Source organism: Kitasatospora sp. MAP12-44 (assembly GCF_029892095.1).
GTDB lineage: Bacteria > Actinomycetota > Actinomycetes > Streptomycetales > Streptomycetaceae > Kitasatospora.
The window spans coordinates 4,673,544-4,698,981 of sequence record NZ_JARZAE010000004.1; the positions used below are offsets into that span (position 1 = coordinate 4,673,544).

The following is a 25,438-nucleotide window of genomic DNA, read 5'->3' on the forward strand; positions in this document are numbered from 1 at the left end:
AGGCGGGCCGACTTGGCCCACTCCACCAGCAGGTTCACGTGGTACGGCTCCTGGCTGGTCTTGGTCTTGAAGGTCCTGTCGCCGATGGACGGGTCCACCGTGTTTCCGGTCTCCAGCAGCGCGACCAGAGCGCGCGCGTCCGCGAGGGTGGCCTTGCCCGTCTGGGTGAGCTTTCGCCCCGTGCCGATCCAGGCGATCAGGTCCCGCACTTGCCGCACTGTGCGTGGCTGCTCCGCTTCCACCGTCTCTCCTTGTCCCGTTCCGAGGTGTGCCGGATTCCATCATGGGGTTTCAGTCGGGCCGGTAGGGTCACGGTGGTGAGCGAGTACCAGCATTACGAGTTCCTGGCGATCGATCGCCCACTCACGCGCGAGGAGCAGGAGCAGCTGCGGGCGCTGTCCAGCCGGGCCCGGATCACTGCGACCAGCTTCACCAACGACTATCACTGGGGCAACTTCCGCGGCGATCCCAGGAAGCTGGTGGAGCGGTACTACGACGCTCATCTGTACCTCGCCAACTGGGGTACCCATCAAGTGATTCTGCGCGTGCCAAAGCAGCAGCTCGCACTGCGCACTGTGGAGGCGTACTGCTTTGAGGAGCACGTCGAGGCATGGGCCACCAAGACCCACCTGATCCTCGATCTGCGTAGTGAGGACGAGAGCGGAGACTGGGACGAGGGGGCGGAGGACTCGCTCGGTGCCATCGCCGGGATTCGGGCAGAGTTGGCGGCCGGTGATCTCCGTGCCCTGTACCTGGCGTGGTTGTCCGCTCTTGGTGTCTGGGGGCTCCAGGACGACGACGAAGAGGAGTACCAGGAAACGATCGAGCCCCCGGTTCCGGCCGGGCTTGACCAGCTGACGGCACCTCAGCGAGCACTCGCGGACTTCCTGCGCGTCGATGCCGACCTCCTCGCAGTCGCCGCCCAGGCCAGCCTGCCCGCCCCCGGACCCGAGAGGGGACTCGGGAAGAAGGAACTGGCTCAGCTGATCGCCGCACTCCCCGAGAAGGAGAAGAACGACCTGCTGCTGCGCCTGGCCCTCGGCAGGGAACCGCAGTTGGGCCCCGAATTGCTGCGCCGTCTGCGTGGGGAAGCGACCCCGGCGACGGCACCGGGGCGACGCTCCGCAGCTGAACTGCTTGACGCCGCACACGCGCGAGCTACCGAACGCCGGCAACGGACCAAGCAGACGCAAGCCGAGACGCTCGCGAAGAAGCTGACGGCCTTGGCCGACAAGGAAGAGTCGGTGTGGGCCCAAGTCCAGGACCGCATCGCTCAGAAGAAGCCGACCGACTACGACGCCGCCACCGCTCTCCTGGTGGACCTTCGCGACGCCTGTGACCACGTCGGACGCGGTCCCGCCTTCCGGCAGCGCCTCAGCGCGCTTCGCGAGGAGCATCAGCGCCTGCCCGGCCTGCTGCGCCGCCTCGATGAGCGGAGGCTGCGGGGCTGATTACACTCGGAACACGGCGGAGGAGGAGTGGTGAACCACGCACGCTGGCAGTTGGCCCGGGACAAGCGCGCGCTGCACGGGGACGTCGAGCCCCCCGCGATCGTCGCCGAGCGCGAGCAGATCCGCTTGGCCATGGCGCTCGGGCAACTGGTCTTCGACCGACGTGCCCAGCTGGGTCTGAGCGAGGACGAGCTGGCGGTGCGGCTCGGCACCACGGCTGACGAGGTCGAGCACATCGAGGTCGGCGGAGTACTCCTGGTCACGTCCGACCTGCTGCTGCGGCTCGCCGCAGCTCTGGACGTGTCCGTCGGTCAGTAAGGGAGCAGTTCGGTCGTGTTCAGGTCGAAGTCGAACGGCTCTGGGATGTGCAGCGTCTCACCGAACTCGATGTCCTCGCGGCGGTGGTATCTCGTGCCATCGGGGCGACTGAAGAGCGTGACGGTCTTCTGCCTGGCGTCGATCAGCAGGTACAGCGGGATCCCCATCAACGGGTAGTCGCGCACCTTCCCGACCCAGTCGTTCTCCGGGTTGGAGGGAGAGACCAGTTCGACGGCGACAGCGGCGACTTCGGAGGGAACCTGATTGTCAGTCGTCTCCAACGCCTCGCCTGGAAGGTATGTCAGGTCAGGGTTGCGGCTCTTGCCCACGTTCGGTGAAACGAGGTCGGTGTTCTCGCTCGGCAGCAGCTCCGACGGGGCGTGCGCGTCGAACTGGCGGCGGACCAGGAGAAGGTTCCGCTGGTGGATGCCCGAGGGGCTGACCATCATCACGATGGTGTCGCCCGACAGCTCCACCTTGAATCCGTCGGGCAGGCTTCTGCGGGCCTCTTCAAGGAGTAGAAAGTGCTCCGGGTTCATGCGCGGTGCCTCCTGGGGTGTGCCGGGCAGCACCTCAGCGTAGTCCGGGACGCGGTCCGGCATCGCCCGTACGGGCCCCGTGGCCGGGCGCCCAGTCCCTCGGATCGCTCCGGGCCGCTCATTCGGATTACCGACCGTCCGCTGTGCCGTTGGCGTCAAACAGCACAAGAATGCCCCCGAAGCGATTTGCTTCGAGGGCATCGTCCTGATCAGGCTATGTGGCCAGGGCCGGGGTCGAACCGGCGACCTTCCGCTTTTCAGGCGGACGCTCGTACCAACTGAGCTACCTGGCCGTACTGCACCATCCCTTGCGGGATGAGCGATCCTGACGGGACTTGAACCCGCGACCTCCACCTTGACAGGGTGGCGAGCTAACCAACTGCTCCACAGGACCTCGACAGAGCCTTGCGACCCTGACTGTACTACCTGTACTGCGTACTGCCGTCCTACGGTACTGCCGTGCCCCCAACGGGATTCGAACCCGTGCTACCGCCTTGAAAGGGCGACGTCCTGGGCCACTAGACGATGAGGGCTTGCGGCCCGCCCGGCTGATCTCCAGCGGTCGGGGACGTGAGAAGCATATGGGATCCGAGCGGGAACGCCAAAACGGTTTGGGCAGGCCGGTGCGGTCGGGAGCAGGGCCGGGAGCGGGGCCCTACGACCAGCCGAGCTCGTGCAGTTCGTGGTCGTCGAAGCCGAAGTGGTGGGCCACCTCGTGGATGACGGTGGTGCGGACCTCGGAGACCACCAGTTCGCGGGTCGCGCAGCTGCGCAGGGTCGGGCCGCGGTAGACGATGATCCGGTCGGGCAGCACGCCGGCGTACCACTCGCCGCGCTCGGTGAGGGGGGTGCCCTCGTAGAGGCCGAGCAGGTCGGGGGTGGCGGGGTCGGGTTCGTCCTCGACGAAGACCGCCACGTTGTCCATCATCGCCGCCAGCTGCGGGGGGATCTGGTCGAGCGCGTCGCTGACCAGTGCCTCGAAATCGTCCCGGCTCATGTCCACGGGCCCATTGTCGGCGGCCGGGTGAGGGTGTGCCAGGGGATGCGGGTGCGGATGGTCGGCAAATGGTGGGCGGTCGGCCGTGTCCCGGCGCCGCGCCAGGCGTTGGGCACCGAAAGCGGCCGTGCCCGACGGGCGGCCAGGGCGGGGCGGGTGGAGAGGCGGCGGCGATGGTTCCGACGAGTTCGAGCGGCACTTCGAGCGGCACTTCGAGCGAGAGCTCGGCGCAGGGCGCGGTGGCGACCGAGGGGCCGGCGGCGAGGGGCGTACGGGCCGGGTCGGTGCGCGCGGCGGTCGCCGAGCGGACGGCGCGGCGGGCGCGGCCGGCCGGTGCGGCGGTGTTCCGCACGGTGGCGGGGCGCGCGGCGGGCCGGGCGGCGGTGCGTACGGCGGTGCTGGCGCTGGCCGGGCTGAGCGTGGCCGGCTGCATGGAGGTCGGGCCGAGCTCCGACCAGCAGCCGGCGGGCCACAGCGTCGGCCAGGCGAACCCGAGCGGCCGTGCGAGTGCTGGGACGAGCGCGGGCCGGGGTTCCGGCGGGACGCGGGGGGAGCGCGCCGGGGGCGTGAAGGGCGAGGGTGCTTCGGTCGGTGCGACGGCCGGTGCCTCCGGTGTGGCGGGCGGGTCCGCGGCGGCCGGCGGCGACCCCAGTCCGGGCGTTTCGGCGCTCCCGGGGGCCGCCGTGCCGGGCGGTGTGGTCGCCGTGCCGGCCCGTCCGGTGGAGTCGTCGGGGGTGCCGGGCGGCGGGCAGCCGTCCGGCGGGACCGGGACGGTCCGCGGCGCGTCCGGTGGCTCGACGGGCGGCACCGGCCCCGGCCCCGGTGGCGGTGCGGGCGGGAGCACGGGGGGTGCGGCGGGCGGCGGTGCGTCGTCCAGCCCGGGGGTCCCGGTCGACCCGGCGCCGAGCTCCGGGCACCCCTCCGCGGCGCCGTCGGCCTCGGCCGCACCGGGGCCCTCGGCGAGCAGTAGCGGTTCCGCTGCCACGGGTGGTGTCGCGGCTGGGCATTGACGGCCTGGCCAGCGGATTTGCCTTCGGAGTCATGGTTCGTCTATCTTGGTAGATCGTTCGTTTGATTCATTTGTCTGGCGCCCTGAATCCCCATTGGCGCCCCTGGCGCGTTCCGGCGATCCGTGGCTGACCGCATTGAGGCGGTTGTATGCGAACCCCCGGACTTAGGCGCGTGCCACTTCCGGAAGGTTTTGCATGTCTCTCGTTGACGACGACCGCTTCGCCATGCCCGCGAGCGGTTCCGCCGCCGATTTCCCCGCCGAGGCCGCTGTTGAGGCAGCCGACGCGATCGACACCACCGACTCCGCCGACCTCGGCGATAGCGACCTCGACGCCGAGCTCGACGCGGTCGACCTCGAGGACGACGCCGAGCCGGCCGAGCCCACGATGACCTTCGGCGACCTGGGCCTGCACGACGACATCGTGCGCGCCCTCGCCAAGCGCGGCGTCACCACGCCGTTCCCGATCCAGGCCGCGACCATCCCGGACGCGCTGGCCGGCAAGGACGTCCTCGGCCGCGGCCGTACCGGCTCCGGCAAGACCCTGAGCTTCGGCCTCCCGCTGCTCACCCGCCTCGCCGACGGCCAGCGCACCAAGCCCAAGCACCCGCGCGGCCTGATCCTGGTGCCGACCCGCGAGCTGGCCATGCAGGTCGCCGACGCGCTGGAGCCGTTCGGCTCGGTGCTCGGCCTCAAGCTCAAGGTCGTCTGCGGTGGCACCTCGATGTCCAACCAGATCTACGCGCTGGAGCGCGGTGTCGACGTCCTGGTCGCCACCCCCGGCCGACTGCGCGACCTGATCAACCGCAGCGTCGCCAAGCTCGACGACGTGATGGTCACCGTCCTCGACGAGGCCGACCAGATGGCCGACATGGGCTTCCTGCCCGAGGTCACCGAGATCCTCGACAAGGTGCCGAGCGGCGGCCAGAGCCTGCTCTTCTCGGCCACCCTCGAGAACGAGATCGACAGCCTGGTCAAGCGCTACCTGAAGAACCCGGTCACCCACGAGGTCGACGCGGCGCAGGGCGCGGTCACCACCATGAGCCACCACATCCTCGTGGTGAAGCCCAAGGACAAGGCCCCGATCACCAACGCGATCGCCGCCCGCAAGGGCCGCACGATCATCTTCGTCCGCACCCAGATGGGTGCCGACCGGGTGGCCGAGCAGCTGATCGAGGCCGGTGTGAAGGCCGACGCGCTGCACGGCGGGATGACCCAGGGCGCCCGTACCCGGGTGCTCGGCGACTTCAAGGACGGCTACCTCAACGTGGTCGTCGCCACCGACGTGGCCGCCCGCGGCATCCACGTGGACGACATCGACCTGGTCCTGAACGTGGACCCGGCCGGCGACCACAAGGACTACCTGCACCGCTCGGGTCGTACCGCCCGGGCCGGGCGCTCCGGCGCCGTGGTCACCCTGGTGCTGCCGCACCAGCGCCGTGGCGTGTTCCGCCTGATGGAGGACGCGGGCGTCGACGCCAGCCGCCACATCCTCGACCACGCCTTCGACGCCGAGGTGGCCCGGATCACCGGTGCCCGCTCGCTGATCGAGGTGCAGGCGGAGAGCGCGGCCGGCATCGCCGGTGCGGCCGAGCGCGAGATCGCGGACATGACCCGCCAGCTGGAGAAGGCGCAGCGCCGGGCGACCGAGCTGCGTGACGAGGCCGACCGTCTGGCCGCCCGTGCGGCGCGCGAGCGTGCCGAGCTGGGCATCGAGGACGAGGTGCCGGCCGTGGCCGACGCCGCGGGCGAGGCGCCGGTGGTCGAGGCCGCTGCGCCGGTGCGCGAGGAGCGTGCGCCGCGTGAGGTGCGCGAGGAGCGTGCCCCGCGTGAGGAGCGTGCGCCGCGCGAGGAGCGTTCGTCCTACCGTGACCGTGACGAGCGTCCGGCCCGTTCGTTCGGTGACCGTGACAACCGTTCGTCCGGTGGCGGCTTCAACCGCGACCGCGACAACCGTTCGGGTGGCGGCTTCAACCGCGATGACCGTCCGGCGCGTTCGTTCGGTGACCGTGACAACCGTTCGTCGGGTGGCGGCTTCAACCGTGACCGTGACGACCGTGGTGGCCGTTCCTTCGGTGACCGTCCGGCGGGTCGCTCGTTCGGTGACCGCGACAACCGTTCCTCCGGTGGCGGCTTCAACCGCGACGACCGTCCGGCCCGTTCGTTCGGTGACCGTGACAACCGTTCGTCGGGTGGCGGCTTCAACCGTGACCGTGACGACCGTGGTGGCCGTTCCTTCGGTGACCGTCCGGCGGGTCGCTCGTTCGGTGACCGCGACAACCGTTCCTCCGGTGGCGGCTTCAACCGCGACGACCGTCCGGCCCGTTCGTTCGGTGACCGTCCGGCCGGCCGTTCCTTCGGTGACCGCGACAACCGCTCCGGCGGTGCCGGTGCCGGCGCCAGCCGTCCGTTCGCCCGTCGCGACGACCACCGCTCGGGCGGCCGTCCGCAGCAGGGTGGCTCCTCGTACGGTGACCGCGACAACCGCTCCGGTGGCGGCCGCTCCTTCGGTGACCGCGACAACCGCTCGGGTGGCTTCAACGGCGGCGACCGCAAGCCGCGTTGGAAGAGCTGACGCTCGCTAGTCCAGTAGTTCGCCAGGCCAACGGGCCCGCTCCACTTCGGTGGGGCGGGCCCGTTGGCGTATCCGGCGCCGGCTCTGAAACGGTTGTGCTACAAGTGAGAACAACTCGCTGGCGCGGCGATGCGAAGTTGCGTACGGTCGGCGGCATGAGCAGCAGATTGCATCAAGTGGCCGCAGTGAACGAGGAGATCGCCGAGCGCGGGAGCTACCAGGGCCCCGGCGGCGCGGTGGTGGAGGTGGCGCGGCGGCTGGCCGCGGCGCGGGCCGGGACGGTCAGTTACGCGCCGGAGCAGCTGGCCGCGCTACTGGCGTCGCAACCGCCCGCCGGGCCGGCCCCGACCGTGCCGGAGGTGACGGCCGAGGGCAGCATGCAGGCCGCCGAGCGGCTGTACCGGGCGGGCGGACGGCGGGTCGGCGTGCTCAACTTCGCCTCCGCGCGCAACCCCGGCGGCGGCTACCTGCGCGGCGCGCGGGCCCAGGAGGAGGACCTCTGCCGCACCGCCCTGCTCTACTCGTGCCTGCGGGACGCCCCCGACTACTACGCGGCGCACCGCGCGAGCGACGACCTGCGCTACAGCCACCGGGTGATCTTCTCGCCGGACGTGCCGGTGATCCGGGACGGGCGGGGCGAGTTGGCGGCGCAGCCGTACGAGGTCTCCTTCCTCACCTCGCCGGCGCCCAACGCGGGTCAGCTCCGCCGCCGGTCGGCGAGCGTCGACGTGCGGGAGGTGCTGGCCGAGCGGGCCGTAAGGGTGCTCGCGGTCGCGGCGCGGCACGCGGTGCGCGAACTGGTGCTCGGGGCATGGGGCTGCGGCGTGTTCGCCAACGACCCGGCCGAGGTGGCGGCCGCCTTCGAGGCCGCGCTGGAGCGGGACGGTGCGGCGTTCGACCGGGTGGTCTTCGCGGTGTGGGACCGCACGCCGGTCTCGGTGAACCGCGCGGCCTTCGAGGCCCGGTTCGGCGGCGCGCTCGCCGGCTGAGTTGGGCTGAGTCATCGGGTCGCGTCATCGGGTCGCGTCATTGGGTCGCGTCATTGGGTCGCGCGTAATTGGGTCGCGCAGCCGGTCGCGGCACCGGGAGACTCGGGCTGGAGAGAGGGGGTGCGTCATGTACGAGGTGTTGTCCGGCATCGTGGGTTCGACCGCGTACGGGCTCGCGCACGAGGGGTCCGACGTGGACCGCCTGGGCGTGTTCGCCGTCGGGACCGAGGAGTTGCACGGCCTGCGCCGCCCGGCCGAGTCGCAGGTGAGCACCGCGCCCGACCGGACCTGGCACGAGGCGGCGAAGTGGTGCCGGCTGGCCCTGAGCTGCAATCCGACGGCTTCCGAACTCGCCTGGCTGCCCGATGAGTTGTACGAGGTCAGGACGGACCTCGGGGACGAGCTGATCGGCCTGCGCAGCCGCCTGCTGAGCGCACGGGCGGTGCGCGACTCCTATCTCGGCTACGCGACCCAGCAGTTCAGGAAGCTGCAGACCCGGGACCGTACGGACGCCCGATCCCGGACCCAGGGCGCCAAGCACGCCCGCCACCTGGTGCGGCTGCTGGAGCAGGGCGTGCGGCTGCACGAGACCGGCGAGCTGCGGGTCCGACTGGAGCAGCCGGAGCGGGTGCGGGAGTTGGGCGAGCGCCTCGCGGAGCGTCCGGAACTCGCCGCGCCGCTGCTGGCCGACGCCGAGCAGCGCTTCCAGCGCCCGGGCGTGCTGCCCGACGCGCCGGACGAGGCGGCAGCCGAGGCCTGGCTGCGCCGCCTGCGCCGCGTCCACCTGAGCACCGCCGCCTGAGCCGCCGCAGCCAGCACCGGCACCCGCGGCCGCCGCCTCGACCCGCGCGGCGGCCAAAACACTGGCCAACCCACAGGGATCACCGGGTAGGATCATCGCGGCAGGTGCCGTACCACCACGTGGTCGCCCCGCCAGCGGGGCGCTAGCTCAATCGGCAGAGCTGCGGACTTTTAATCCGTAGGTTCAGGGTTCGAGCCCCTGGCGCCCCACTCTCAAAAGGCCAGGTCAGATAGCCTCTGACCTGGCCTTTTGTCATCCTCGGCGCTCGTTGCGCCAAGTGCTGGCAAGGATGTGCCTGGCCGATTTGTCCGTAATGGCACCATGGGTCCTTGGGGGTGTTGGCCCCTGGTGTGCCCTTCGGTCTCGATTGTTGACCTGAGGTGACCCCCGCGATGCGGACACGCCTGACAATGGATCTTGTTATCCAGGAAGGTGAAGATCCGCGTGGCAAGGTCCTCGACCTACCATCCGAAGTTCAGAGTCGACGCGGTCGCGCTGTGGCGGGCATGAACCGGGAACTCCTCACACTGCTCTGGCGGATCGAGGGGTTCCTTCCGGTGGGTGGCTTGCCTCGCTGGCTACGCGCGTACTCCCGGGCGGCCTCTCGCAGGAGCCGGGCAGTGGCCTCTGCTCCCTCGTGGGTAGTCTGCGGCATCACGGACACGTATGTGTCCGCGGTGGTGACGATGCTGGCGTGCCCGACCTGGTGCTGGATGACCTTCAGGTCTACATGGGCGGTCAGGGCGAGGCTTGCGGCTCCGTGGCGTAGGTCGTGCAGCCGCACCGGCGGGAGTCCATGGGTGCGTACCAACTGCTGGAAGACGTGCCCCACGTGATCCGGGGCGAGTGGCCCGCCTTGCGGGCTTGCGAAGACGTATCCGCTCTCCACCCAGGTGTCGCCCGCGGCGGCCTTGTCGGCCTGCTGGCGGTGTTGCTGGGCGCGCAGGGAGCGGATGGTGTCGTGGTCGAGCGCGATCTGGCGTTTGCCGGCGCGACTCTTCGGCTCGCAGTCCGTGATCTTTCCGCCCGGCAGCTTCTGCAGCTGGCGCTCGATGGTCAGCACGCGGCGTTCGAAGTCGATGTTGCTCCACCGCAGTGCGAGCGCTTCGCCGCGGCGCAGGCCCCGGGTCGCGTACAGGCGGTAGAGGGCGTGCAGGCGGTGATCGCGGATGAGGTGGAGGAACGTCGCCGTCTGGAGGGGCGTCCACACCGCCACCGAGGGACGCTCGCCGGTACGGCCCCACTGCTCGACGAGGGAGTCAGTCCAGACCTGCGGCTGCGGGCGCTGCTCCCTGGGAGGATCGAGATCGCGGGCCGGGTTGTGGTCGATCAGCCCGGCGTTGACCGCAGCAGCCAGAGCCGCGCGCAGCATGGCCTGGATCCGCCGAACCGTGCTCGCGCTGAGCGGCCCGCGGTCGGCGGCAAGGTGCTTCTGAGCGATCCTGGCGAACGCCAACTGGATGTCCGTATAGGTCAATCCGCGCAGGGAAACCTGCCCGAGCAGCGGAACCAGGTACTGCTCGACGTGCTTTCGGTAGCCGCGCACCGTCGTGGGACGAAGGCGCTCCTCGGCGCCCACCAGCCACCGCTCCAACCACGTGGCGGTGCTCAGCCGAGGGCGCCGTGCTGTCCGGGGAGCTGAACAGCCCGAGTCCGGAGGACCGCGAGTTCCTCGTCGCCCAGGCGTTCGACCGGTACTTCGAGACGAGTGGCATGTTCGGCACCGTCGACGACTGCATGGCGATGCTGAAGCAGCTCAAGGACGCCGGGTTCGACCATCTCGCCCGGCTCCACGACGCCTGGCGGGCACACGAAGGCGCCTGACGGGCGGATCGACCGGCAGGGCAGGGCAGGGCGCCGGCCGTCAGCCCGGCAGGGCGGCCCCGGCCTGCCGGGCCGTGACCGGGTGGCCGGCGGCACGGCGCCGACGCCGGTAGTAGTGCACGGTCACGGTGCCCAGCAGCGGCCCCCAGGCGGCCAGGGGCGCGTACGAGACGGCGAAGACGACCGCCTGCCAGCCGTGCACGACCACCCCCGTGCCGCGGGTCCCGTTGACCATCCGGCCGAGGCTCAACATGAGCAGGGTGTAGGGGAAGAGCACGCTGAGCACCGCCGCGCCGAGGCCGGCCGGCACGACGGCGGCGAGGATCGGCACGCGTCGGCCACCCAGCCCGGGAATCCACCGTGGAACGACCTCGCCCCACTCGCTGACCAGCCCGACGGTGAGGTACGCCAGCCCCTCACTGACGATGCTGAGGGCGACCACGTACCAGAGGCCGGTGAACAGCACCAGGCCATGGCCGTGCACGACCGTCGCGCTTCGTTCCAGTAGCGGTCCGTGCAGGTTGATCGCCACGATCCGCCAGACGCAGGAGGGCAGCGTGGTCAGGGTGGTGGCGTACGCGGTCCAGACGGCCCACCGGGGCACACCCACCGCCGTCCGGCCGTGCAGCTTCGCCAGGATGGTGCGAGCGGTCATGGTTCCTCCTCGTACGAAGTCGGCGGGGTGATCCCCCCGGTACCGGCTCCCCCGGCGGACGTCCCGCGCGCCTCAACATCTACCAGCCGCCCCCCGCAGCAGTCGTCCTGACATTCAATCGCTTGATTTCAAGGCCCTCGCAGGGGAGTCGGCAGCCGTCCCGGCGGTGCTGCCCGCCGCACCGCCGCCGCCCCGCCCGGACCACGGCGTCCGGGAGTGCGGCGGGGGGCTCGCGTGCCGGGACGAAGTCGGTGGGAGGTCGGTCGACGTCGTCCCGGGGCGGACATCCCGACCGGGAGCCGGGGCAGCCGCGGCGCCGTTCCGTGCCGGCAGATCGGCCGGTCGGTGGGACGAGGGTACGATCGGGGTTGAACATCCAGGAGAGGGTACGCATGTCCGGCTCGCACTATTTCAACGGTGCTCCCGAGGTCGCCAGTGAGCGGCGCGAGATCACGGTGAGGCTGCCCGACATCACCCTGGAGCTCACCACGGACGCGGGTGTCTTCTCGCGCAGCCAGCTGGATCCGGGGACCAGGGTGCTGCTGGAGCACGCGCCGCCGCCACGGGTGCGGGGGCCGATCCTCGACCTGGGCTGCGGGTACGGGCCGATCGCGCTGACCTGGGCGTCGCGGCGCAAGCGCCTGCCGGTCTGGGGCGTGGACGTGAACACCCGCGCGCTGGAGCTGGTCACGCTCAACGCGCAGAAGCTGAAGCTCGGCAACGTCCAGGCGGCGCTGCCCGACGACGTCCCCGAGGACGTCCGGTTCGCCACGATCTACTCGAACCCGCCGATCAGGGTCGGCAAGCCGGTGCTGCGCGGGATGCTGCACCAGTGGCTCGGCCGGCTGGTGCCGGAGGGGTCGGCGTTCCTGGTGGTGCAGCGCCACCTCGGCGCCGACTCGCTGATGACGTGGCTCAACGACCAGGGCTATCCGACCACGCGGGTCACGTCGGTCAGCGGGTTCCGCATTCTTGAAGCACGTCCCCGCCCCGAGGGCGCGGGCCCCGACAGTGGACGAGGTACAGCAACGTGAAGCAGCTCCGCGGGACCGACCTGAAGCGCCTGCACCGGACGTGGCGCCGGGCGAACGACTTCCGGCTCGCCGTCATCCTGGAGAACCTGCAGTCGCCGTTCAACGTGGGGTCGATCGTCCGCACGGCCGCCGCGATGGGTGCGGAGCAGCTGTACCTGACCGGCGACACCCCCTCGATCCGGTCCTCCGGCGCGCAGAAGGCCGCGATGGGGACGGACCGCTACCTCAAGGCGCAGCATTTCGAGACGGTCGCCGAGGCGGTGGCCCAGGCGCGGGCCGACGGCTACCGGATCGTGGGTCTGGAGCTGGCGGACGACGCCGTGCCGCTGTTCGCCACCGAACTGACGCCCGCCGCCTGCCTGATGGTCGGGCACGAGGACCGCGGCGTGACGCCGGAGGGCCTGGCGCTCTGCGATGCCGTGGCCTTCGTCCCGCAGTTGGGCCGGGTCGGCTCGCTCAACGTCTCCTCGGCGCTGGTCGCCGGCTGCTACGAGGCCCGTCGGCAGGGCTACGCGCTCAGCGGTCTGCCGGACGGCGTGGAGGGTGACTTCATCGGGGACCTGGACCTCGACGAGGAGTAGCCGCGCGGTGAACAGGCCGTAGGGGTCCCGCCGACAGCCTCCGGGCCTGGTCGGCGGGGGTCCGAGGGTGCATGGCACACTGCCGCCCATGGACGACAACAACGGGCTTCTGTCCGGCAGAATCGCGCTGATCACGGGCGCGAGCAGCGGTATCGGCGCGGCGGCGGCGCGGGTCTTCGCCCGGGAGGGCGCGACGGTGGTGCTGTTCGCCCGCCGGGAGGCGCAGTTGGCCGCGCTGGTCGCGGAGCTCCGGCACAAGGGCGCTGAAGCCGCCTACGTGGTAGGCGATGTGACGAACAGTCAGGATGTCGCCCGGGCGGTCGACTTCGCCGTGGAGCGCTTCGGCCGACTGGACGCGGCCTTCAACAACGCCGGAATCGGCGGGGACCAGACTCCGCTGCACCTGATGGACGACGACGTCTACGACGCCATCATCGACACCAATGTGCGCGGGGTGTGGAACTGCCTGCGCCATGAGATCCGGGCGATGCTGGCGAGCGGCGGCGGTGCGATCGTCAACAACAGCAGCGTCGGTGGGCTGGTGGCGATACCGGCCGCCGCGCCCTATGTGGCCTCCAAGCACGCCGTGGTCGGTCTGACCAGGGCCGCGGCCGCGGAGTACGCGCGCCAGGGGATCCGGGTCAACTCGGTGGCGCCGGGGGTCACTCGCAGCGAGATCACCGTCGACTGGTTCGATCGCAACCCCGGGCTGGAGGAGGTGGTCCAGGGCATGACGCCGCAGGGGCGTACCGCGGGCCCGGAGGAGATCGCCGAGGCGGCGGCCTGGCTGTGCAGCGACCGGGCGTCGTTCGTCACCGGGGTCGTGATGCCGGTGGACGGCGGCTTCTGCAACCAGTGACGCGGCGGGAGTTCAGCTGCCGGCGACGGCCGGGCCGGTGAAGGTGGAGTGGAAGGCGGGCGCGCCGGCCTGCCGACCGGTCACCAGCACGGTGACGGTGTCCGGGGAGCTGCTGGGGACGGTCGAGGCCTCGATCCAGCAGGGCGCGTCGAACTCCACGTAGCGGCTGAAGGTGGTGACCGCCGAGGTCGGGGCGAAGAGCGTCGAGGTGCACTGGGCGGCGGCCTGGCAGGCGGCCTCGTGCAGGGCCAATCCCGGGACGTGGTCGACCGGGTGGTCGAAGAGCACGCGGTTGGCGGGATCGCAGCGCAGCTGCCAGTGCAGCGGACGGCCGGTGGGGGAGAGCAGGACCTCGGGGGCTGTGGCGCGGCCGGCGTCGGTCGGTGGCACGGGGGCGGGCAGTGGCCATTCGCCCCAGCCGGTGACGGTCGCGCGCTCGCCGCGCAGTCGGCGGTAGACCGCGGGGGAGATCCACGAGAACCGGGTGGCCGACCGCGCGACGAGGCGGCCGTCGTGGCGGATGGCGATGTCCAGGTCGAGGCCGGTGAGTCTTCGGCCGTGCCGTCCGGCTTCGGTGCAGACGAGTTCGACGTCCAGCAGGGCCGGTCTGTCGACGGGCAGCCGCGGGTCTGCGGCGAGCGTCAGGTCCAGCTGCTCCAGCAGCGTCTGGTAGCCGAGCGGGACGTCGAACTCGGCGTGCGCGATGAGGAGTCCGCTCTGTCTGACCGTTTGCGGGACGAGCAGCGGGTCAGGCCGTCTGCTGCCGGTGCTGCTGGCGCCGGAGGTTGCGGCGGGCCAGCGGGCCGTGAGCGAGAAGCGGTTCGGGGTGTGCCGGGTCCAGCCGGTCAGGAGTACCGACTCGTCCGTCGTGAGGTGGACGAGCTCTCTGGCTATCCCCGCGGCTGCCGGGGGAGCGAGAAGCGTCTGGTGCAACGTGTCCCCTTGAGAGCATGGTGTTCACCCGGGCGTTCGAATCGCCTTTCTGTAACATACAGACTGACTGGTTTGTTTTTCAAGCCACTGATTGTGAAGGTGAGCAGCGCCATGGCACAGCAGGAGCGTGGGATCCGGACCCGTCGGGTGATCCTCGAGGCAGCGGCCTCGGTCTTCGACGAGTTCGGCTACGAGGCCGCGACCATCGCGGAGATCCTCGCCCGCGCTCACCTGACCAAGGGCGCCCTGTACTTCCACTTCTCGTCCAAGGAGGAGCTGGCGCGCGGCGTGCTCGACGAGGCGGTGACGACCGACGGCGTGCTGTCGCAGACCTACCGGCTCCAGGAGTTGGTGGACACCGCGATGGCACTGGCCTACCGACTGCCCAGGGAACCGCTGTTGAGCGCCTCGATCCGGTTGTCGGTGGACAAGAAGGCGCGGGCGATGTTCGGGACCCGGTGGCCCGACTGGATCTCGCTGCTGGCCGGGCTGATCCAGCAGGCGAAGGAGAACGGGGAGGTGCTGGCGCACGTGGTCCCGACCGACACCGCCCGGCTGGTGGTGGGTGCGTGGACGGGCGTGGAGCTGGTGGCGGAGGGGCTGCCGGAGGAGTACAGCCTGGAGAGCGAGATCGCCCAGCTCTTCGACCACCTGCTGCCGGGAATCGCGGTGCCGGCCGTGCTGGCCCGGCTGGACACCGCGGCGGACCGGGGCACCCGACTCGTCGCCCAGGCCCGGGAGTCGGCGCAGGTGGCGCAGGCGGCGCTGGCAGCGGAAACAGCGGGGTCGTAGCGCTGGTGGCGGGTGCGCGGGGTCGGCGCCGGGGCTGCGATTCCAGTGTGAATCCAGGCGGTTCGGTGACCCTCCTGGTCCACGTATCCGCCCCCGCACGAGAATGACGGTGAAGTCGACATGGCGATAAGCCCCGAGCGTTTCCGTGAGGTCTTCGGTTCCTTTCCGACATCCGTCTCGGTGATCACGGCGCTGGACGACCAGGGCCAACCCCGCGGATTCACCTGCAATGCCGTCTGCGCGGTGTCCGCCGCGCCACCCCTGCTGCTGATCTGCGTCGACAAGAACTCGCAGACGCTGCCTGCGATCGCCGCCTCCGGGGCGTTCGTGGTCAATGTGCTGGCGTCCTCCGGAGAGGAGGTCTCGCGGCTCTTCGCGGGCAAGGAGACGGACAAGTTCACCGCCGTCGACTGGCGGCCCTCGGCGCTGGCCGACGGTGCGCCGATCCTCGCGGACGTCGCGCTGGCCTACGCCGAGTGCCGGGTGGTCGACACCGTCGAGGGGGGTGACCACTGGATCTTCATCGCCCGGGTGGAGGGCGCGGAGGTGGCGGCCCGTGAGGCGCTGCTCTACTTCAAGCGCCACTACAGCGTCTGGAACCAGGAGTTGGCCGCCGCCCACTGAGTGGGAGCGGTCGCCGCCCGCCCGCCGTCAGACGAGTGCGCCGACCGGTCGGACGGCGGTTCGGACGGCGGGTCGGCTGGTGACCGCGCTCTGGTGGGGAATGTCCGCCGGGGCGTTCGCGGCGAAGTCCACCGAGAGGTCCGGGGTGCCGGCCGGATTCAGTCCGGCCAGCGCCTCGGGCGTCGCCAGGACGGGGTGCAGCAGTTGCCAGAATCCGGTCAGGGCGCTGCGCGAGAGCCACTCCCGGTTCGTCCGGCCGAGCACCTCGAACCCGGTGGTGGCGGCCACGATCGCGGCGGCCAGGCTCTGCTGGGAGGCGCCCGGGGCGAGCACGCCCTCGAGCGCCGCCTGCGAGAGCAGCTGCTGCACGCAGCTCTGCCACTCCTGGCGAAGGCTGAGCCCGGGGCCCTTCGCGCCGTCGCAGCTCAGCTGGAACCCGGCCCGCGCCGTGACGTCCGAGCGGAGCAGGTCCGCGAGTTCGTGTGAGGTGTCGGTCAGCACCTGCAGCGCGTTGCGGCCGGTCAGGCTCGCGCTGCGGGCCGCGCCGCGCAGCGCGAGGGCGGCCTCGGCCTCGACGGCGGCGGCCAGCGCGGCCTTGTTCTCGAAGTGGAAGTGCAGCGCGCCCGAGCTCACCCCGGCCTCGGAGCTGATGCCGGCCATCCTCGCCTGGATGTAGCCGTACTGGTCGAAGGCCTCGGCCGCCGAGCGGATCAGCTCGCGGCGGGTGCGGGCCGAACGTTCCTGTTTCGTCACCGGGAACCGCCTCTGGTGGGATGCATGGGCGTCACTATAAAACCAACCGCGATGTTTTGTCTTGGATTCGACGCATCGACAGCGACGGCGCCTGCCTGCGGTGCCATCGCCCTTGCCAGGGTCGGTGGAAGCGCCAAGTCCATTGCCCTGCGCCCGTCTTGGGTGGCTTTGGCAGGCCAGTACGCTCTGCTGGAGTGTGGCGTGAGTGACCCATGGGACTCAGGGGATCCGCGAGGAACAGCACGGATGGTATGTTTTGCCCGATGCCGATCCGAGGCAGCTCACTGGGCCGACGAGGCCAGGCGCGGGCCGTCCACTCGGCGCAGGGCGGGTGGACGGCCGGTGATTGAGTGGCACCCGCCGACGGTCTTCAACCAGTGGTATTCAAAGGGCGCATGGGCTGCAACTAGTATGGGGTCCGCAGCAAAGAGCATCTGTGTGAGCTGCTGCGATCTGGCGACCGGAGGAGCGACGGGATGACCGATTCGGCCGAAGCGACGGCACTCTCGGAGAAGATCGACGCGCTGTTCCGGACCGTCCGCCGTCCCAACCGCGAGCAGTACAGCCACGAAGAGGTGGCGAAGGCCTGTCGCGAGGTCACCGGTGAGAGCTTCTCCGCCACCTACCTCTGGCAGTTGCGCACCGGCCGTCGCAACAACCCGACCAAGCGGCACCTTGAGGCGCTGGCCCAGTTCTTCCAGGTCCCGCCCGCCTACTTCTTCGACGAGGAGCAGGGCGGCGAAATCGCCAAGGAGATCGCCCTGCTGGGCGCGCTGCGTGACGCGGGGGTGCGCAGCATGGCCCTGCGCGCGGTCAACCTCTCCCCCGAGGGGCTGGACACGGTGAGCGACCTGATCGACGCGATCGCCCGCCGCGAGGCCTCCCGCGAGGCGGCCAAGAACCGCCGCGGCTAGGGGCTAGCGGCTAGCGGCTTTCGCGCGAAAGCCCCGGAAGCCCGTCAGGCGAGGCCGAGTTCGGCCTCGCCGAGCGGCGCGAAGTGCCGTTCGACCTCGGCCGGGGAGACCTCGGCCAGGGTGGCCGGCGACCAGCGCGGGTTGCGGTCCTTGTCGATGACCTGCGCCCGGACGCCCTCGATCAGGTCCGGCGAGGCGAGGCCCGCGCAGGACACCCGGTACTCCTGGTCGAGCACCGCGCCCAGCGAGACCAGCCGACGGGCCCGGCGCAGCGCCGCCAGCGTCACCTTCAGCGCGGTCGGCGACTTGGCGAGGATCTGCTCGGCCGCCTCCTTGGCCTGCGGCAGCCCGCTGTCCGCCAGCCTCTCCAGGATCTCCTCGACACTGTCGGCCGCGTAGCAGTGGTCGATCCACTCGCGCTCGGCGGCGAGCTCGGACGGCCCGGCCGGGGCGCTGAACTCGGCCACCGCGGCAGCCGGTTCGACGCCGGCCAGGGCCTCGGTGAAGGCCGCCAGCCGCTGCGACGGCACGTGGTGGTCGGCGAAGCCGCAGTACACCGCGTCCGCGCCGCTGAGCCGCCCGGCGGTCAGCGCAAGGTGGGTGCCCAGCTCGCCGGGCGCCAGCGCGAGCAGCCGGGTGCCGCCGACGTCCGGCACAAAGCCGATGGCCGTCTCCGGCATGCCCAGCGAGCTGCGCTCGGTGACCACCCGGACCGAGCCGTGCGCCGAGACGCCGACCCCGCCGCCCAGCACCAGCCCGTCCATCACCGCGACATACGGCTTCGGGTAGCCCGCGATCCGGTGGTTGAGCAGGTACTCGTCGTGGAAGAAGGCGCGCGCACCGGCCCCACCGAGCTTGGCGTCGTCATGGAAGAAGCGGATGTCCCCGCCCGCGCACAGCCCTCGCTCGCCCGCGCCGGTGACCACCACGGCGAGCACCTGCTCGTCCTGCTCCCAGTCGGCGAGGACGGCGTGCAGCCGGCGGACCATGGCGTGGTCGAGGGCGTTGATCGCCCGCGGCCGGTTGAGGGTGAGCCGCCCCACCCGCCCGTCCTTGCGCGCCAGGACGGAGTCGTCGGACTGCGTGCTCATCGGGGTGCTCCTCGCGGGTCGGGCCGTGCCGCTGCCACGGTAGCGGGTGGCCGGAACAAGCCGAACGGAGACCTCGCCGGCACCGGGCGGTCCTGGACGGCGCGAGCGACGCGCCGAGCCGAATCGGGTTCGGCAGGCCGGTTCTGGGCGAGACTGACAGGCATGCTGGGGCTACCGGACCACATTCACGCCTTCCTCTTCGACCTCGACGGTGTGCTGACGCAGACCGCCAAAGTCCACGCCGCCGCCTGGAAGTCGATGTTCGACGGCTTCCTGCGCGAGGAGGCCCGCCGCACCGACGAGGAGTTCGTCCCCTTCGACCCGGTCGAGGACTACGACCGGTACGTGGACGGCAAACCGCGCCTGGACGGCACCCGTTCCTTCCTCGCGTCGCGCGACATCCGGCTGCCCGAGGGCAGCGCCGCCGACCTGCCCGGCACCCGCTCCGTTTACGGGCTGAGCACGGCGAAGAACGACACCGTGCTGCGGCTGATCCGCGAGCAGGGCGTCCAGCCGTACGCCGGCTCGGTGGAGTACCTGCACCGGCTGCGGGTGCTCGGCCTGCCCCGCGCCGTGGTCTCCTCCAGCGCCAACTGCCGTGACGTGCTGCGGGCGGCCGGCATCGACGGGCTGTTCGACGTGGTGATCGACGGCGAGACGGCCCGCCGGGACGGACTGCCGGGCAAACCGGCGCCGGACACCTATCTGGCCGCCGCCAGGGCCCTGAAGACCGAGCCGCAGCACGCGGCCGTCTTCGAGGACGCCCTGGCGGGGGTGGCCTCCGGCCGGGCCGGCGGCTTCGGCGTAGTGGTCGGGGTGAACCGCACCGGCCAGGCCGACGCGCTGCGCGCCAACGGCGCCGACCTGGTGGTGGACGACCTGTCCGACTTGTTCGAGGGGGAGCGCCGATGACCAGCCAGGAGGGATTCGCCGTCGACCCCTGGGGGTTGACCGAGCACCGCGTCGACCTGGTCGGCCTGGCCCGCGCGGAGTCGCTCTTCGCGCTCTCCAACGGCCATATCGGCCTGCGCGCCAACCTCGACGAGGGGGAGCCGCACGGCCTGCCGGGGACGTATCTGAACGGCGTCTTCGAGCTGCGCCCGCTGCCCTATCCGGAGGGTGGCTACGGCTTCCCGGAGTCCGGCCAGAGCGTCATCAACGTCACCAACGGCAAGATCATCCGCCTGCTGGTGGACGACGAGCCCTTCGACCTGCGCTACGGCGACGCGCTCGACCACCGGCGCTGGCTGGACTTCCGCGAGGGCGTGCTGCGCCGCGAGGCCAAGTGGACCTCGCCGGCCGGCCGGACGGTCATCGTCCGCTCCAAGCGCCTGGTCTCGCTCACCCAGCGGGCGATCGCCGCGATCGAGTACGAGGTCGAGGCGGTCGACGACACGGTCCGGATCGTGCTCCAGTCCGAGCTGGTCGCCAACGAGCAACTGCCGGGCGCCGACGGCGATCCACGCGCCTCGGCGGTGCTGGAGGCGCCACTGGTCGCGGAGGGGCACCACGCCGCCGGGACCACCGCCTCGCTCGTGCACCGCACCCGCTACAGCGAGTTGCGGGTGGCGGCCGGCATGGACCATGTGATCGAGGGTCCCAAGGGCGTCAGCGTCACCGCCGAGAGCCGCGACGACCAGGCCCGGATCAGTGTGACCACCGTGCTCAAGCCCGGCGAGCGGCTGCGGCTGGTCAAGTTCATCTCCTACGGCTGGTCGGCGACCCGTTCGCTGCCCGCCGTCCGGGACCAGGTGGAGGCCGCGCTGACCGCCGCCCGGTACTCCGGCTGGGAGGGCCTGGTGGCCGAGCAGAAGGAGTACCTGGACGCCTTCTGGAACACCAGCGACATCGAGATCGACGGCGATGTCGAGCTCCAGCAGGCCGTCCGCTTCGCGCAGTTCCACGTCCTGCAGTCCGCCGCTCGCAGCGAGGAACGCGCCATCCCCGCCAAGGGGTTGACCGGTCCTGGCTATGACGGGCACAGCTTCTGGGACACCGAGGCCTTTGTGCTTCCGGTGCTCACCTACGCCCTGCCGAGTGCGGTCGGCCAGGCGCTGCGCTGGCGGCACACCACGTTGCCGCTGGCCCGCGAGCGGGCGGCCCAACTCGGCCTGGCGGGAGCGGTGTTCCCCTGGCGGACGATCCGCGGCGAGGAGTGCTCAGGGTACTGGCCGGCCGGCACCGCGGCCTTCCACATCGGCGCCGACATCGCGATGGCGGTGGCCCGCTACGTGCGTGCCACCGGCGACGTCGAGTTCGAACGCTCCTACGGCGTCGAGCTGTTGGTGGAGACTGCGCGGATGTGGCGCTCGCTGGGACACCACGACTCGGCCGGCCGGTTCCGGATCGAGGGCGTCACCGGCCCGGACGAGTACAGCGCTGTGGCGGACAACAACGTCTACACCAACCTGATGGCCCAGACGAACCTGCGAGCCGCCGCCGAGGCCGCCACCCGCCACCAACTCCAGGCGGCGGCCCTGGGCGTGGACACCGAGGAGACCGCGGCCTGGCGCGACGCGGCCGCCGCGATGTACATCCCGTACGACGCCAAGCTCGGCGTGCACCCGCAGGCGGACGGCTTCACCGACCACCAGCAGTGGGACTTCGAGGGCACGCCGCCCGAGAAGTACCCGCTGCTGCTGCACTACCCGTACTTCGACCTGTACCGCAAGCAGGTGGTCAAGCAGGCGGACCTGGTGCTGGCGATGCAGATGCGCGGGGACGCCTTCAGCCCGGAGCAGAAGGTCCGCAACTTCGCCTACTACGAGCGGTTGACGGTGCGGGACTCCTCGCTCTCGGCCTGCAGCCAGGCGGTGATCGCAGCCGAGGTGGGGCAGTTGGACCTCGCCTACGACTACACCGCCGAGGCCGCCATGATGGACCTGCACGACCTGGGCGGCAACACCCGCGACGGCCTGCACATGGCCTCGCTGGCCGGCTCGTGCCTCGCCCTGGTGAGCGGCTTCGGCGGTCTGCGCGACCACGGTGACGTGCTCGCCTTCCAACCCCGGCTGCCGGCCGGGCTGGTCCGGTTGAGCTTCTCGATGAAGGTCCGCCAGCACCTGCTGCGGGTCGAGATCACCCACGAGTCGACCACCTACAGCCTGCGCGAGGGCTCCCGGCTGCGACTGTCGCACGACGGCGAGGACTTGACGGTCGCGGTCAACAAGCCGGTGCAGCGGCCGACCGCCACCCCCAAGGCGGGCGAGCGCCCCACCCAGCCGCTCGGACGCGAGCCGGCACGCCGTCAGTCGCAGGCGGGCCCGGCCACCGGATCGGTGATCGGCGGCGCGCCGGACCATCTCGCGGCGGAGTAGGCGGAGTAGCCCACTGACACTGCACGCCCCGCGGCGTGCCCGACTTGCCTGGTCAGGCAAGTTTGGGCACGCCGTTGTTGCGTGCGGGTGACCGCGAAGTGACGGTAAGTCGGTTTACAACCCCCTCCAGGTAACGGCCAGATGGAGATCCACTCGAGCCCTTGTTGACCAGGGCATGCCTCACTAGCCTCATCGCAAGCCGGTCGAACCCGACCCAGGGAAGGCCTGGCTCACGGCAATCGCACGCCCCGGCACGTGGACCACGCATGTCCATGTGGCGGTCCCCCACACCCGTTTCCGCCCCCGGTTCACCCCAGCCAAAGGGAGCAGTTCGTTGCGCGTCTCACCGTTCACCCCCACGTCCCGCCGGATCGCCGTCGCCCTGGTGGGCTCGGCCTCGCTGGCCCTCTCCGCGCTCGCCGTGGCCGCCCCGGCCGGCGCGGTCGCCGCGCCGCAGACGTTCAGCCACGACGGGACGTCCTGGGTGCGCTCGTGCGCCACCCCGACCGCCGGTCTGATGGCCTGCAACGCGCTGCGGGTGACCAGCGTCGCCGAGCACATCAACGCGATGGGCATCACGCCGAACGCGACGCCTTCCGGCTTCGGCCCGAGCGACCTGCTCAGCGCGTACAACCTCCCGGCGAACGGCGGCGCGGGCCAGACCGTGGCCATCGTGGACGCGTACAACGACCCCAACGCCGAGTCCGACCTGGCCGTCTACCGCGCCCAGTACGGCCTGCCGGCCTGCACCACCGCCAACGGCTGCTTCAAGAAGGTCAGCCAGACCGGCAGCACCAGCAGCCTGCCGAGCAACAACTCCGGCTGGGCGGGCGAGATATCGCTCGACGTCGACATGGTCTCGGCGATCGCCCCGAACGCGCACATCATCCTGGTCGAGGCGAAGACCGCGACCACCGCCAACCTGGGCACCGCGGTCAACGAGGCCGTGAAGCTGGGTGCCAAGTTCGTCTCCAACAGCTACGGCGGCAGCGAGTCCTCCTCGGACCCGAGCTACGACACCTCGTACTACAACCACCCGGGCGTGGCGATCACCGCCAGCTCCGGAGACGGCGGCTACGGCGTCGAGTACCCGGCGGCCTCGAAGTACGTCACGGCCGTCGGCGGCACCGCGCTCACCAGGTCCTCCACGACCCGTGGTTGGAGCGAGTCGGTGTGGTCGACCAGCAGCACCGAGGGTGCCGGCTCGGGCTGCTCGGTGTACGACGCCAAGCCCACCTGGCAGAAGGACACCGGCTGCTCCAAGCGCACCGTCGCGGACGTTTCGGCCGTCGCCGACCCGGCCACCGGTGTCGCGGTCTACCAGACCTACGGCGGCTCGGGCTGGAACGTCTACGGCGGCACCAGCGTGGCCTCGCCGATCATCGCGGCGGTCTACGCCGACGCGGGCGCCCCGTCGGCGGCCATCCCGGCGGCCGACGCCTACGCCCACCCCAGCGCGCTGAACGACGTCACCTCCGGCTCCACGACCAGCTGCTCCCCGGCCTACCTCTGCACCGCCGAGGTCGGCTACGACGGCCCCACCGGCCTGGGCACCCCGAACGGCCTCGCGGCGTTCACCGGCTGACCCGCGAAGCTCGAAACCGCTGCCCTCCCCCGCACATTGGCGCGGGGGAGGGCAGCGGTGTTGCCGGGGGGACGTCACTCATGGGGAGTGCTCCTCCGCCGCCGACTCGCGGCGGAGTAGCACGCTGGCACCGCATGCCCCGCGGCGTGCCCGACTTGCCCGACTTGCCCGATCGGGCAAGTTTGGGCACGCCGTTGTTGCGTCCGGGTGACCGCGAAGTGACGGTCCGTCGGTTGCCCGTGCGTTGGCAACCCCCTTCAGGTAACGGGCAGATGGAGTTCCGGCCGAGCCCTTGTTGACGGGGTCATGCCCGTCTAGCCTCATCGCAAGCCGGTTCGAACCCGATCCTGGGTGGACCTGGCACACGCAACCGCACGCCCCCGGCACCCGGACCACGCACGTCCAGGTGGCGGTCCCTCACACCCTTTTCCACCCATGGTTCACCCCAGACCAAAGGGAGCAGTCCGTTGCGCGTCACTCCGTTCTCCCCTGCCACCCGCCGGATCGCCGTCGCCCTGGTGGGCTCGGCCTCGCTGGCGCTCTCCGCGCTCGCCGTGGCCGCCCCGGCCGGCGCGGCCGCCGCGCCGCAGACGTTCAGCCACGACGGGACCTCCTGGGTGCGCTCGTGCGCCGCCCCGACGTCCGGTCTGATGGCCTGTAACGCGCTGCGGGTCACCAGTGTCGCCGAGCACGTCAACGCCCTGGGCACCACGCCGAACGCGACGCCGTCCGGCTTCGGCCCGAGCGACCTGCGCAGCGCGTACAACCTCCCGGCGAACGGCGGCGCGGGCCAGACGGTGGCCATCATCGACGCGTACAACGACCCCAAGGCAGCAGCCGACATGGCCGTCTACCGCGCCCAGTACGGCCTGCCGGCCTGCACCGTCGCCAACGGCTGCTTCAAGCAGGTCAGCCAGACCGGCACCAGCACCCTGCCGGCCAACAACCAGGGCTGGGCGGGCGAGGAGTCGCTCGACCTCGACATGGTCTCGGCGATCGCCCCGAACGCGCACATCATCCTGGTCGAGGCGAAGACCGCGAGCACGGCCAACCTGGGTATATCGGTGAACGAGGCCGTCAAGCTGGGCGCCAAGTACGTCTCCAACAGCTACGGCGGCAGCGAGTCCTCCTCGGACCCGAGCTACGACACCAAGTACTTCAACCACCCGGGTGTGGCGATCACCGTCAGCTCCGGAGACGGCGGTTACGGCGTCGAGTACCCGGCGGCCTCCCGCTACGTCACCGCCGTCGGCGGCACCGCGCTCAAGAAGGCCTCCAGCACCCGTGGTTGGACCGAGTCGGTGTGGTCGACCAGCAGCAGCGAGGGCGCCGGCTCGGGCTGCTCGGCGTACGACGCCAAGCCCACCTGGCAGAAGGACACCGGCTGCTCCAAGCGCACTGTCGCGGACGTCTCGGCCGTCGCCGACCCGGCCACCGGTGTCGCGGTCTACCAGACCTACGGCGGCTCGGGCTGGAACGTCTACGGCGGCACCAGCGTGGCCTCCCCGCTCATCGCGGCGGTCTACGCCGACGCGGGCACCCCGTCGGCGGCCATCCCGGCGGCCGACGCCTACGCCCACCCCAGCGCGCTGAACGACGTCACCTCCGGCTCCACGACCAGCTGCTCCCCGGCCTACCTCTGCACCGCCGAGCCCGGCTACGACGGCCCCACCGGCCTGGGCACCCCGAACGGCCTCGCAGCCTTCACCGGCTGACCCGCGAAGCTCGAAACCGCTGCCCTCCCCCACGCATCGGCGCGGGGGAGGGCAGCGGTGTTGCCGGGGGGTGTGACGTGA

The 25,438-nt window shown here is 71.1% G+C and carries 24 protein-coding genes and 4 tRNA genes; 18 read left to right on the forward strand and 10 right to left on the reverse strand.

Annotated elements, in window-relative coordinates:
• The first annotated feature begins 317 nt into the window (after positions 1-317).
• Both P3T34_RS21815 and P3T34_RS21820 read left to right on the forward strand, forming a co-directional pair.
• Positions 318-1,451 carry a hypothetical protein gene (locus P3T34_RS21815; protein WP_280667725.1) on the forward strand — a complete coding sequence of 378 codons (1,134 nt, stop codon included), beginning with the start codon at positions 318-320 and terminating at the stop codon, positions 1,449-1,451.
• Between the two features lie 30 nt (positions 1,452-1,481).
• Positions 1,482-1,769 carry a helix-turn-helix domain-containing protein gene (locus tag P3T34_RS21820; protein ID WP_280667726.1) on the forward strand — a complete coding sequence of 96 codons (288 nt, stop codon included), beginning with the start codon at positions 1,482-1,484 and terminating at the stop codon, positions 1,767-1,769.
• On the opposite strand, the gene P3T34_RS21825 is transcribed toward P3T34_RS21820, so the two are convergent.
• From P3T34_RS21825 to P3T34_RS21845, 5 genes are all read right to left on the reverse strand, one after another.
• The gene (locus P3T34_RS21825; RefSeq protein ID WP_035798987.1) at positions 1,763-2,308 is read right to left on the reverse strand and encodes a Uma2 family endonuclease; all 546 of its coding nucleotides are present in this window, start codon (positions 2,306-2,308) and stop codon (positions 1,763-1,765) included. The genes P3T34_RS21820 and P3T34_RS21825 overlap by 7 nt on opposite strands.
• 219 nt (positions 2,309-2,527) lie before the next feature.
• Positions 2,528-2,601, reverse strand: a tRNA-Phe gene (locus P3T34_RS21830).
• Positions 2,602-2,628: 27 nt separating this feature from the next.
• Positions 2,629-2,702: transfer RNA gene (locus tag P3T34_RS21835), tRNA-Asp, on the reverse strand.
• 66 nt (positions 2,703-2,768) lie between these two features.
• A tRNA-Glu gene (locus P3T34_RS21840) sits at positions 2,769-2,841 on the reverse strand.
• Between the two features lie 122 nt (positions 2,842-2,963).
• Positions 2,964-3,305, reverse strand: coding sequence for a metallopeptidase family protein (locus P3T34_RS21845; protein ID WP_280672279.1), 342 nt, complete (start codon positions 3,303-3,305; stop codon positions 2,964-2,966).
• Between the two features lie 173 nt (positions 3,306-3,478).
• On the opposite strand from P3T34_RS21845, the gene P3T34_RS21850 reads away from it, so the two are divergent.
• The 5 genes from P3T34_RS21850 (at position 3,479) to P3T34_RS21870 (ending at position 8,889) form a co-directional block, all read left to right on the forward strand.
• The gene (locus tag P3T34_RS21850; RefSeq protein WP_280667727.1) at positions 3,479-4,315 is read left to right on the forward strand and encodes a hypothetical protein; all 837 of its coding nucleotides are present in this window, start codon (positions 3,479-3,481) and stop codon (positions 4,313-4,315) included.
• 195 nt (positions 4,316-4,510) lie between these two features.
• Complete coding sequence (locus P3T34_RS21855) at positions 4,511-6,889, forward strand: DEAD/DEAH box helicase (protein WP_280667728.1); 2,379 nt, start codon at positions 4,511-4,513, stop codon at positions 6,887-6,889.
• Positions 6,890-7,044: 155 nt separating this feature from the next.
• Positions 7,045-7,878: a TIGR02452 family protein gene (locus P3T34_RS21860; RefSeq protein WP_280667729.1), complete on the forward strand. Its 834-nt coding sequence runs from the start codon at positions 7,045-7,047 to the stop codon at positions 7,876-7,878.
• Between the two features lie 127 nt (positions 7,879-8,005).
• The gene (locus P3T34_RS21865) at positions 8,006-8,680 is read left to right on the forward strand and encodes a nucleotidyltransferase domain-containing protein (RefSeq protein ID WP_280667730.1); all 675 of its coding nucleotides are present in this window, start codon (positions 8,006-8,008) and stop codon (positions 8,678-8,680) included.
• A gap of 136 nt (positions 8,681-8,816) precedes the next feature.
• Positions 8,817-8,889, forward strand: a tRNA-Lys gene (locus tag P3T34_RS21870).
• Between the two features lie 266 nt (positions 8,890-9,155).
• Here the strand turns inward: P3T34_RS21870 and P3T34_RS21875 are convergent.
• Positions 9,156-10,259 (reverse strand): tyrosine-type recombinase/integrase, encoded by a 1,104-nt coding sequence (locus P3T34_RS21875; protein WP_348534679.1) that lies wholly within the window; start codon positions 10,257-10,259, stop codon positions 9,156-9,158.
• 44 nt (positions 10,260-10,303) lie between these two features.
• On the opposite strand from P3T34_RS21875, the gene P3T34_RS21880 reads away from it, so the two are divergent.
• Positions 10,304-10,504: a hypothetical protein gene (locus P3T34_RS21880; RefSeq protein WP_280667732.1), complete on the forward strand. Its 201-nt coding sequence runs from the start codon at positions 10,304-10,306 to the stop codon at positions 10,502-10,504.
• 40 nt (positions 10,505-10,544) lie between these two features.
• Here the strand turns inward: P3T34_RS21880 and P3T34_RS21885 are convergent, their stop codons facing one another.
• On the reverse strand, positions 10,545-11,159 hold the full coding sequence (locus P3T34_RS21885; protein ID WP_280667733.1) for a hypothetical protein: 615 nt from the start codon (positions 11,157-11,159) through the stop codon (positions 10,545-10,547).
• A 392-nt stretch (positions 11,160-11,551) separates the two neighbouring features.
• Here P3T34_RS21885 and P3T34_RS21890 point away from each other — a divergent pair, with 392 nt between their 5' ends.
• The 3 genes from P3T34_RS21890 to P3T34_RS21900 all read left to right on the forward strand — a co-directional run bounded on the left by P3T34_RS21890 (position 11,552) and on the right by P3T34_RS21900 (position 13,633).
• Positions 11,552-12,193 carry a methyltransferase gene (locus tag P3T34_RS21890; protein ID WP_280667734.1) on the forward strand — a complete coding sequence of 214 codons (642 nt, stop codon included), beginning with the start codon at positions 11,552-11,554 and terminating at the stop codon, positions 12,191-12,193.
• Entirely contained in the window at positions 12,190-12,774 is a 585-nt protein-coding gene (locus P3T34_RS21895) for a TrmH family RNA methyltransferase (protein WP_280667735.1), read from the forward strand. The genes P3T34_RS21890 and P3T34_RS21895 overlap by 4 nt, the downstream gene beginning before the upstream one ends.
• Positions 12,775-12,862: 88 nt before the next feature.
• A complete protein-coding gene (locus P3T34_RS21900; RefSeq protein WP_280667736.1) occupies positions 12,863-13,633 on the forward strand; it encodes a glucose 1-dehydrogenase in 771 nt (256 codons plus the stop codon).
• Between the two features lie 12 nt (positions 13,634-13,645).
• Here the strand turns inward: P3T34_RS21900 and P3T34_RS21905 are convergent, their stop codons facing one another.
• Positions 13,646-14,566, reverse strand: coding sequence for a ScbA/BarX family gamma-butyrolactone biosynthesis protein (locus tag P3T34_RS21905; RefSeq protein WP_280667737.1), 921 nt, complete (start codon positions 14,564-14,566; stop codon positions 13,646-13,648).
• A gap of 111 nt (positions 14,567-14,677) precedes the next feature.
• Here P3T34_RS21905 and P3T34_RS21910 point away from each other — a divergent pair, with 111 nt between their 5' ends.
• Positions 14,678-15,358, forward strand: coding sequence for a ScbR family autoregulator-binding transcription factor (locus P3T34_RS21910; protein WP_280667738.1), 681 nt, complete (start codon positions 14,678-14,680; stop codon positions 15,356-15,358).
• A gap of 120 nt (positions 15,359-15,478) precedes the next feature.
• A complete protein-coding gene (locus P3T34_RS21915; RefSeq protein WP_280667739.1) occupies positions 15,479-15,982 on the forward strand; it encodes a flavin reductase family protein in 504 nt (167 codons plus the stop codon).
• 27 nt (positions 15,983-16,009) lie between these two features.
• Here the strand turns inward: P3T34_RS21915 and P3T34_RS21920 are convergent, their stop codons facing one another.
• Positions 16,010-16,735, reverse strand: coding sequence for a ScbR family autoregulator-binding transcription factor (locus tag P3T34_RS21920; RefSeq protein ID WP_280667740.1), 726 nt, complete (start codon positions 16,733-16,735; stop codon positions 16,010-16,012).
• Positions 16,736-17,211: 476 nt separating this feature from the next.
• Between P3T34_RS21920 and P3T34_RS21925 the strand changes: the two genes are divergently transcribed.
• Complete coding sequence (locus tag P3T34_RS21925; RefSeq protein ID WP_280667741.1) at positions 17,212-17,649, forward strand: helix-turn-helix domain-containing protein; 438 nt, start codon at positions 17,212-17,214, stop codon at positions 17,647-17,649.
• A gap of 44 nt (positions 17,650-17,693) precedes the next feature.
• On the opposite strand, the gene P3T34_RS21930 is transcribed toward P3T34_RS21925, so the two are convergent.
• Positions 17,694-18,740, reverse strand: coding sequence for an enoyl-CoA hydratase/isomerase family protein (locus P3T34_RS21930; protein WP_280667742.1), 1,047 nt, complete (start codon positions 18,738-18,740; stop codon positions 17,694-17,696).
• Between the two features lie 162 nt (positions 18,741-18,902).
• On the opposite strand from P3T34_RS21930, the gene P3T34_RS21935 reads away from it, so the two are divergent.
• The 4 genes from P3T34_RS21935 (at position 18,903) to P3T34_RS21950 (ending at position 25,357) form a co-directional block, all read left to right on the forward strand.
• Positions 18,903-19,652 carry a beta-phosphoglucomutase family hydrolase gene (locus P3T34_RS21935; RefSeq protein ID WP_280667743.1) on the forward strand — a complete coding sequence of 250 codons (750 nt, stop codon included), beginning with the start codon at positions 18,903-18,905 and terminating at the stop codon, positions 19,650-19,652.
• Positions 19,649-22,057 carry a glycosyl hydrolase family 65 protein gene (locus tag P3T34_RS21940; RefSeq protein ID WP_280667744.1) on the forward strand — a complete coding sequence of 803 codons (2,409 nt, stop codon included), beginning with the start codon at positions 19,649-19,651 and terminating at the stop codon, positions 22,055-22,057. The genes P3T34_RS21935 and P3T34_RS21940 overlap by 4 nt, the downstream gene beginning before the upstream one ends.
• A gap of 334 nt (positions 22,058-22,391) precedes the next feature.
• The gene (locus P3T34_RS21945) at positions 22,392-23,642 is read left to right on the forward strand and encodes a S53 family peptidase (RefSeq protein WP_280667745.1); all 1,251 of its coding nucleotides are present in this window, start codon (positions 22,392-22,394) and stop codon (positions 23,640-23,642) included.
• 467 nt (positions 23,643-24,109) lie between these two features.
• Positions 24,110-25,357 (forward strand): S53 family peptidase, encoded by a 1,248-nt coding sequence (locus tag P3T34_RS21950; RefSeq protein WP_280667746.1) that lies wholly within the window; start codon positions 24,110-24,112, stop codon positions 25,355-25,357.
• Positions 25,358-25,438 lie beyond the last annotated feature (81 nt).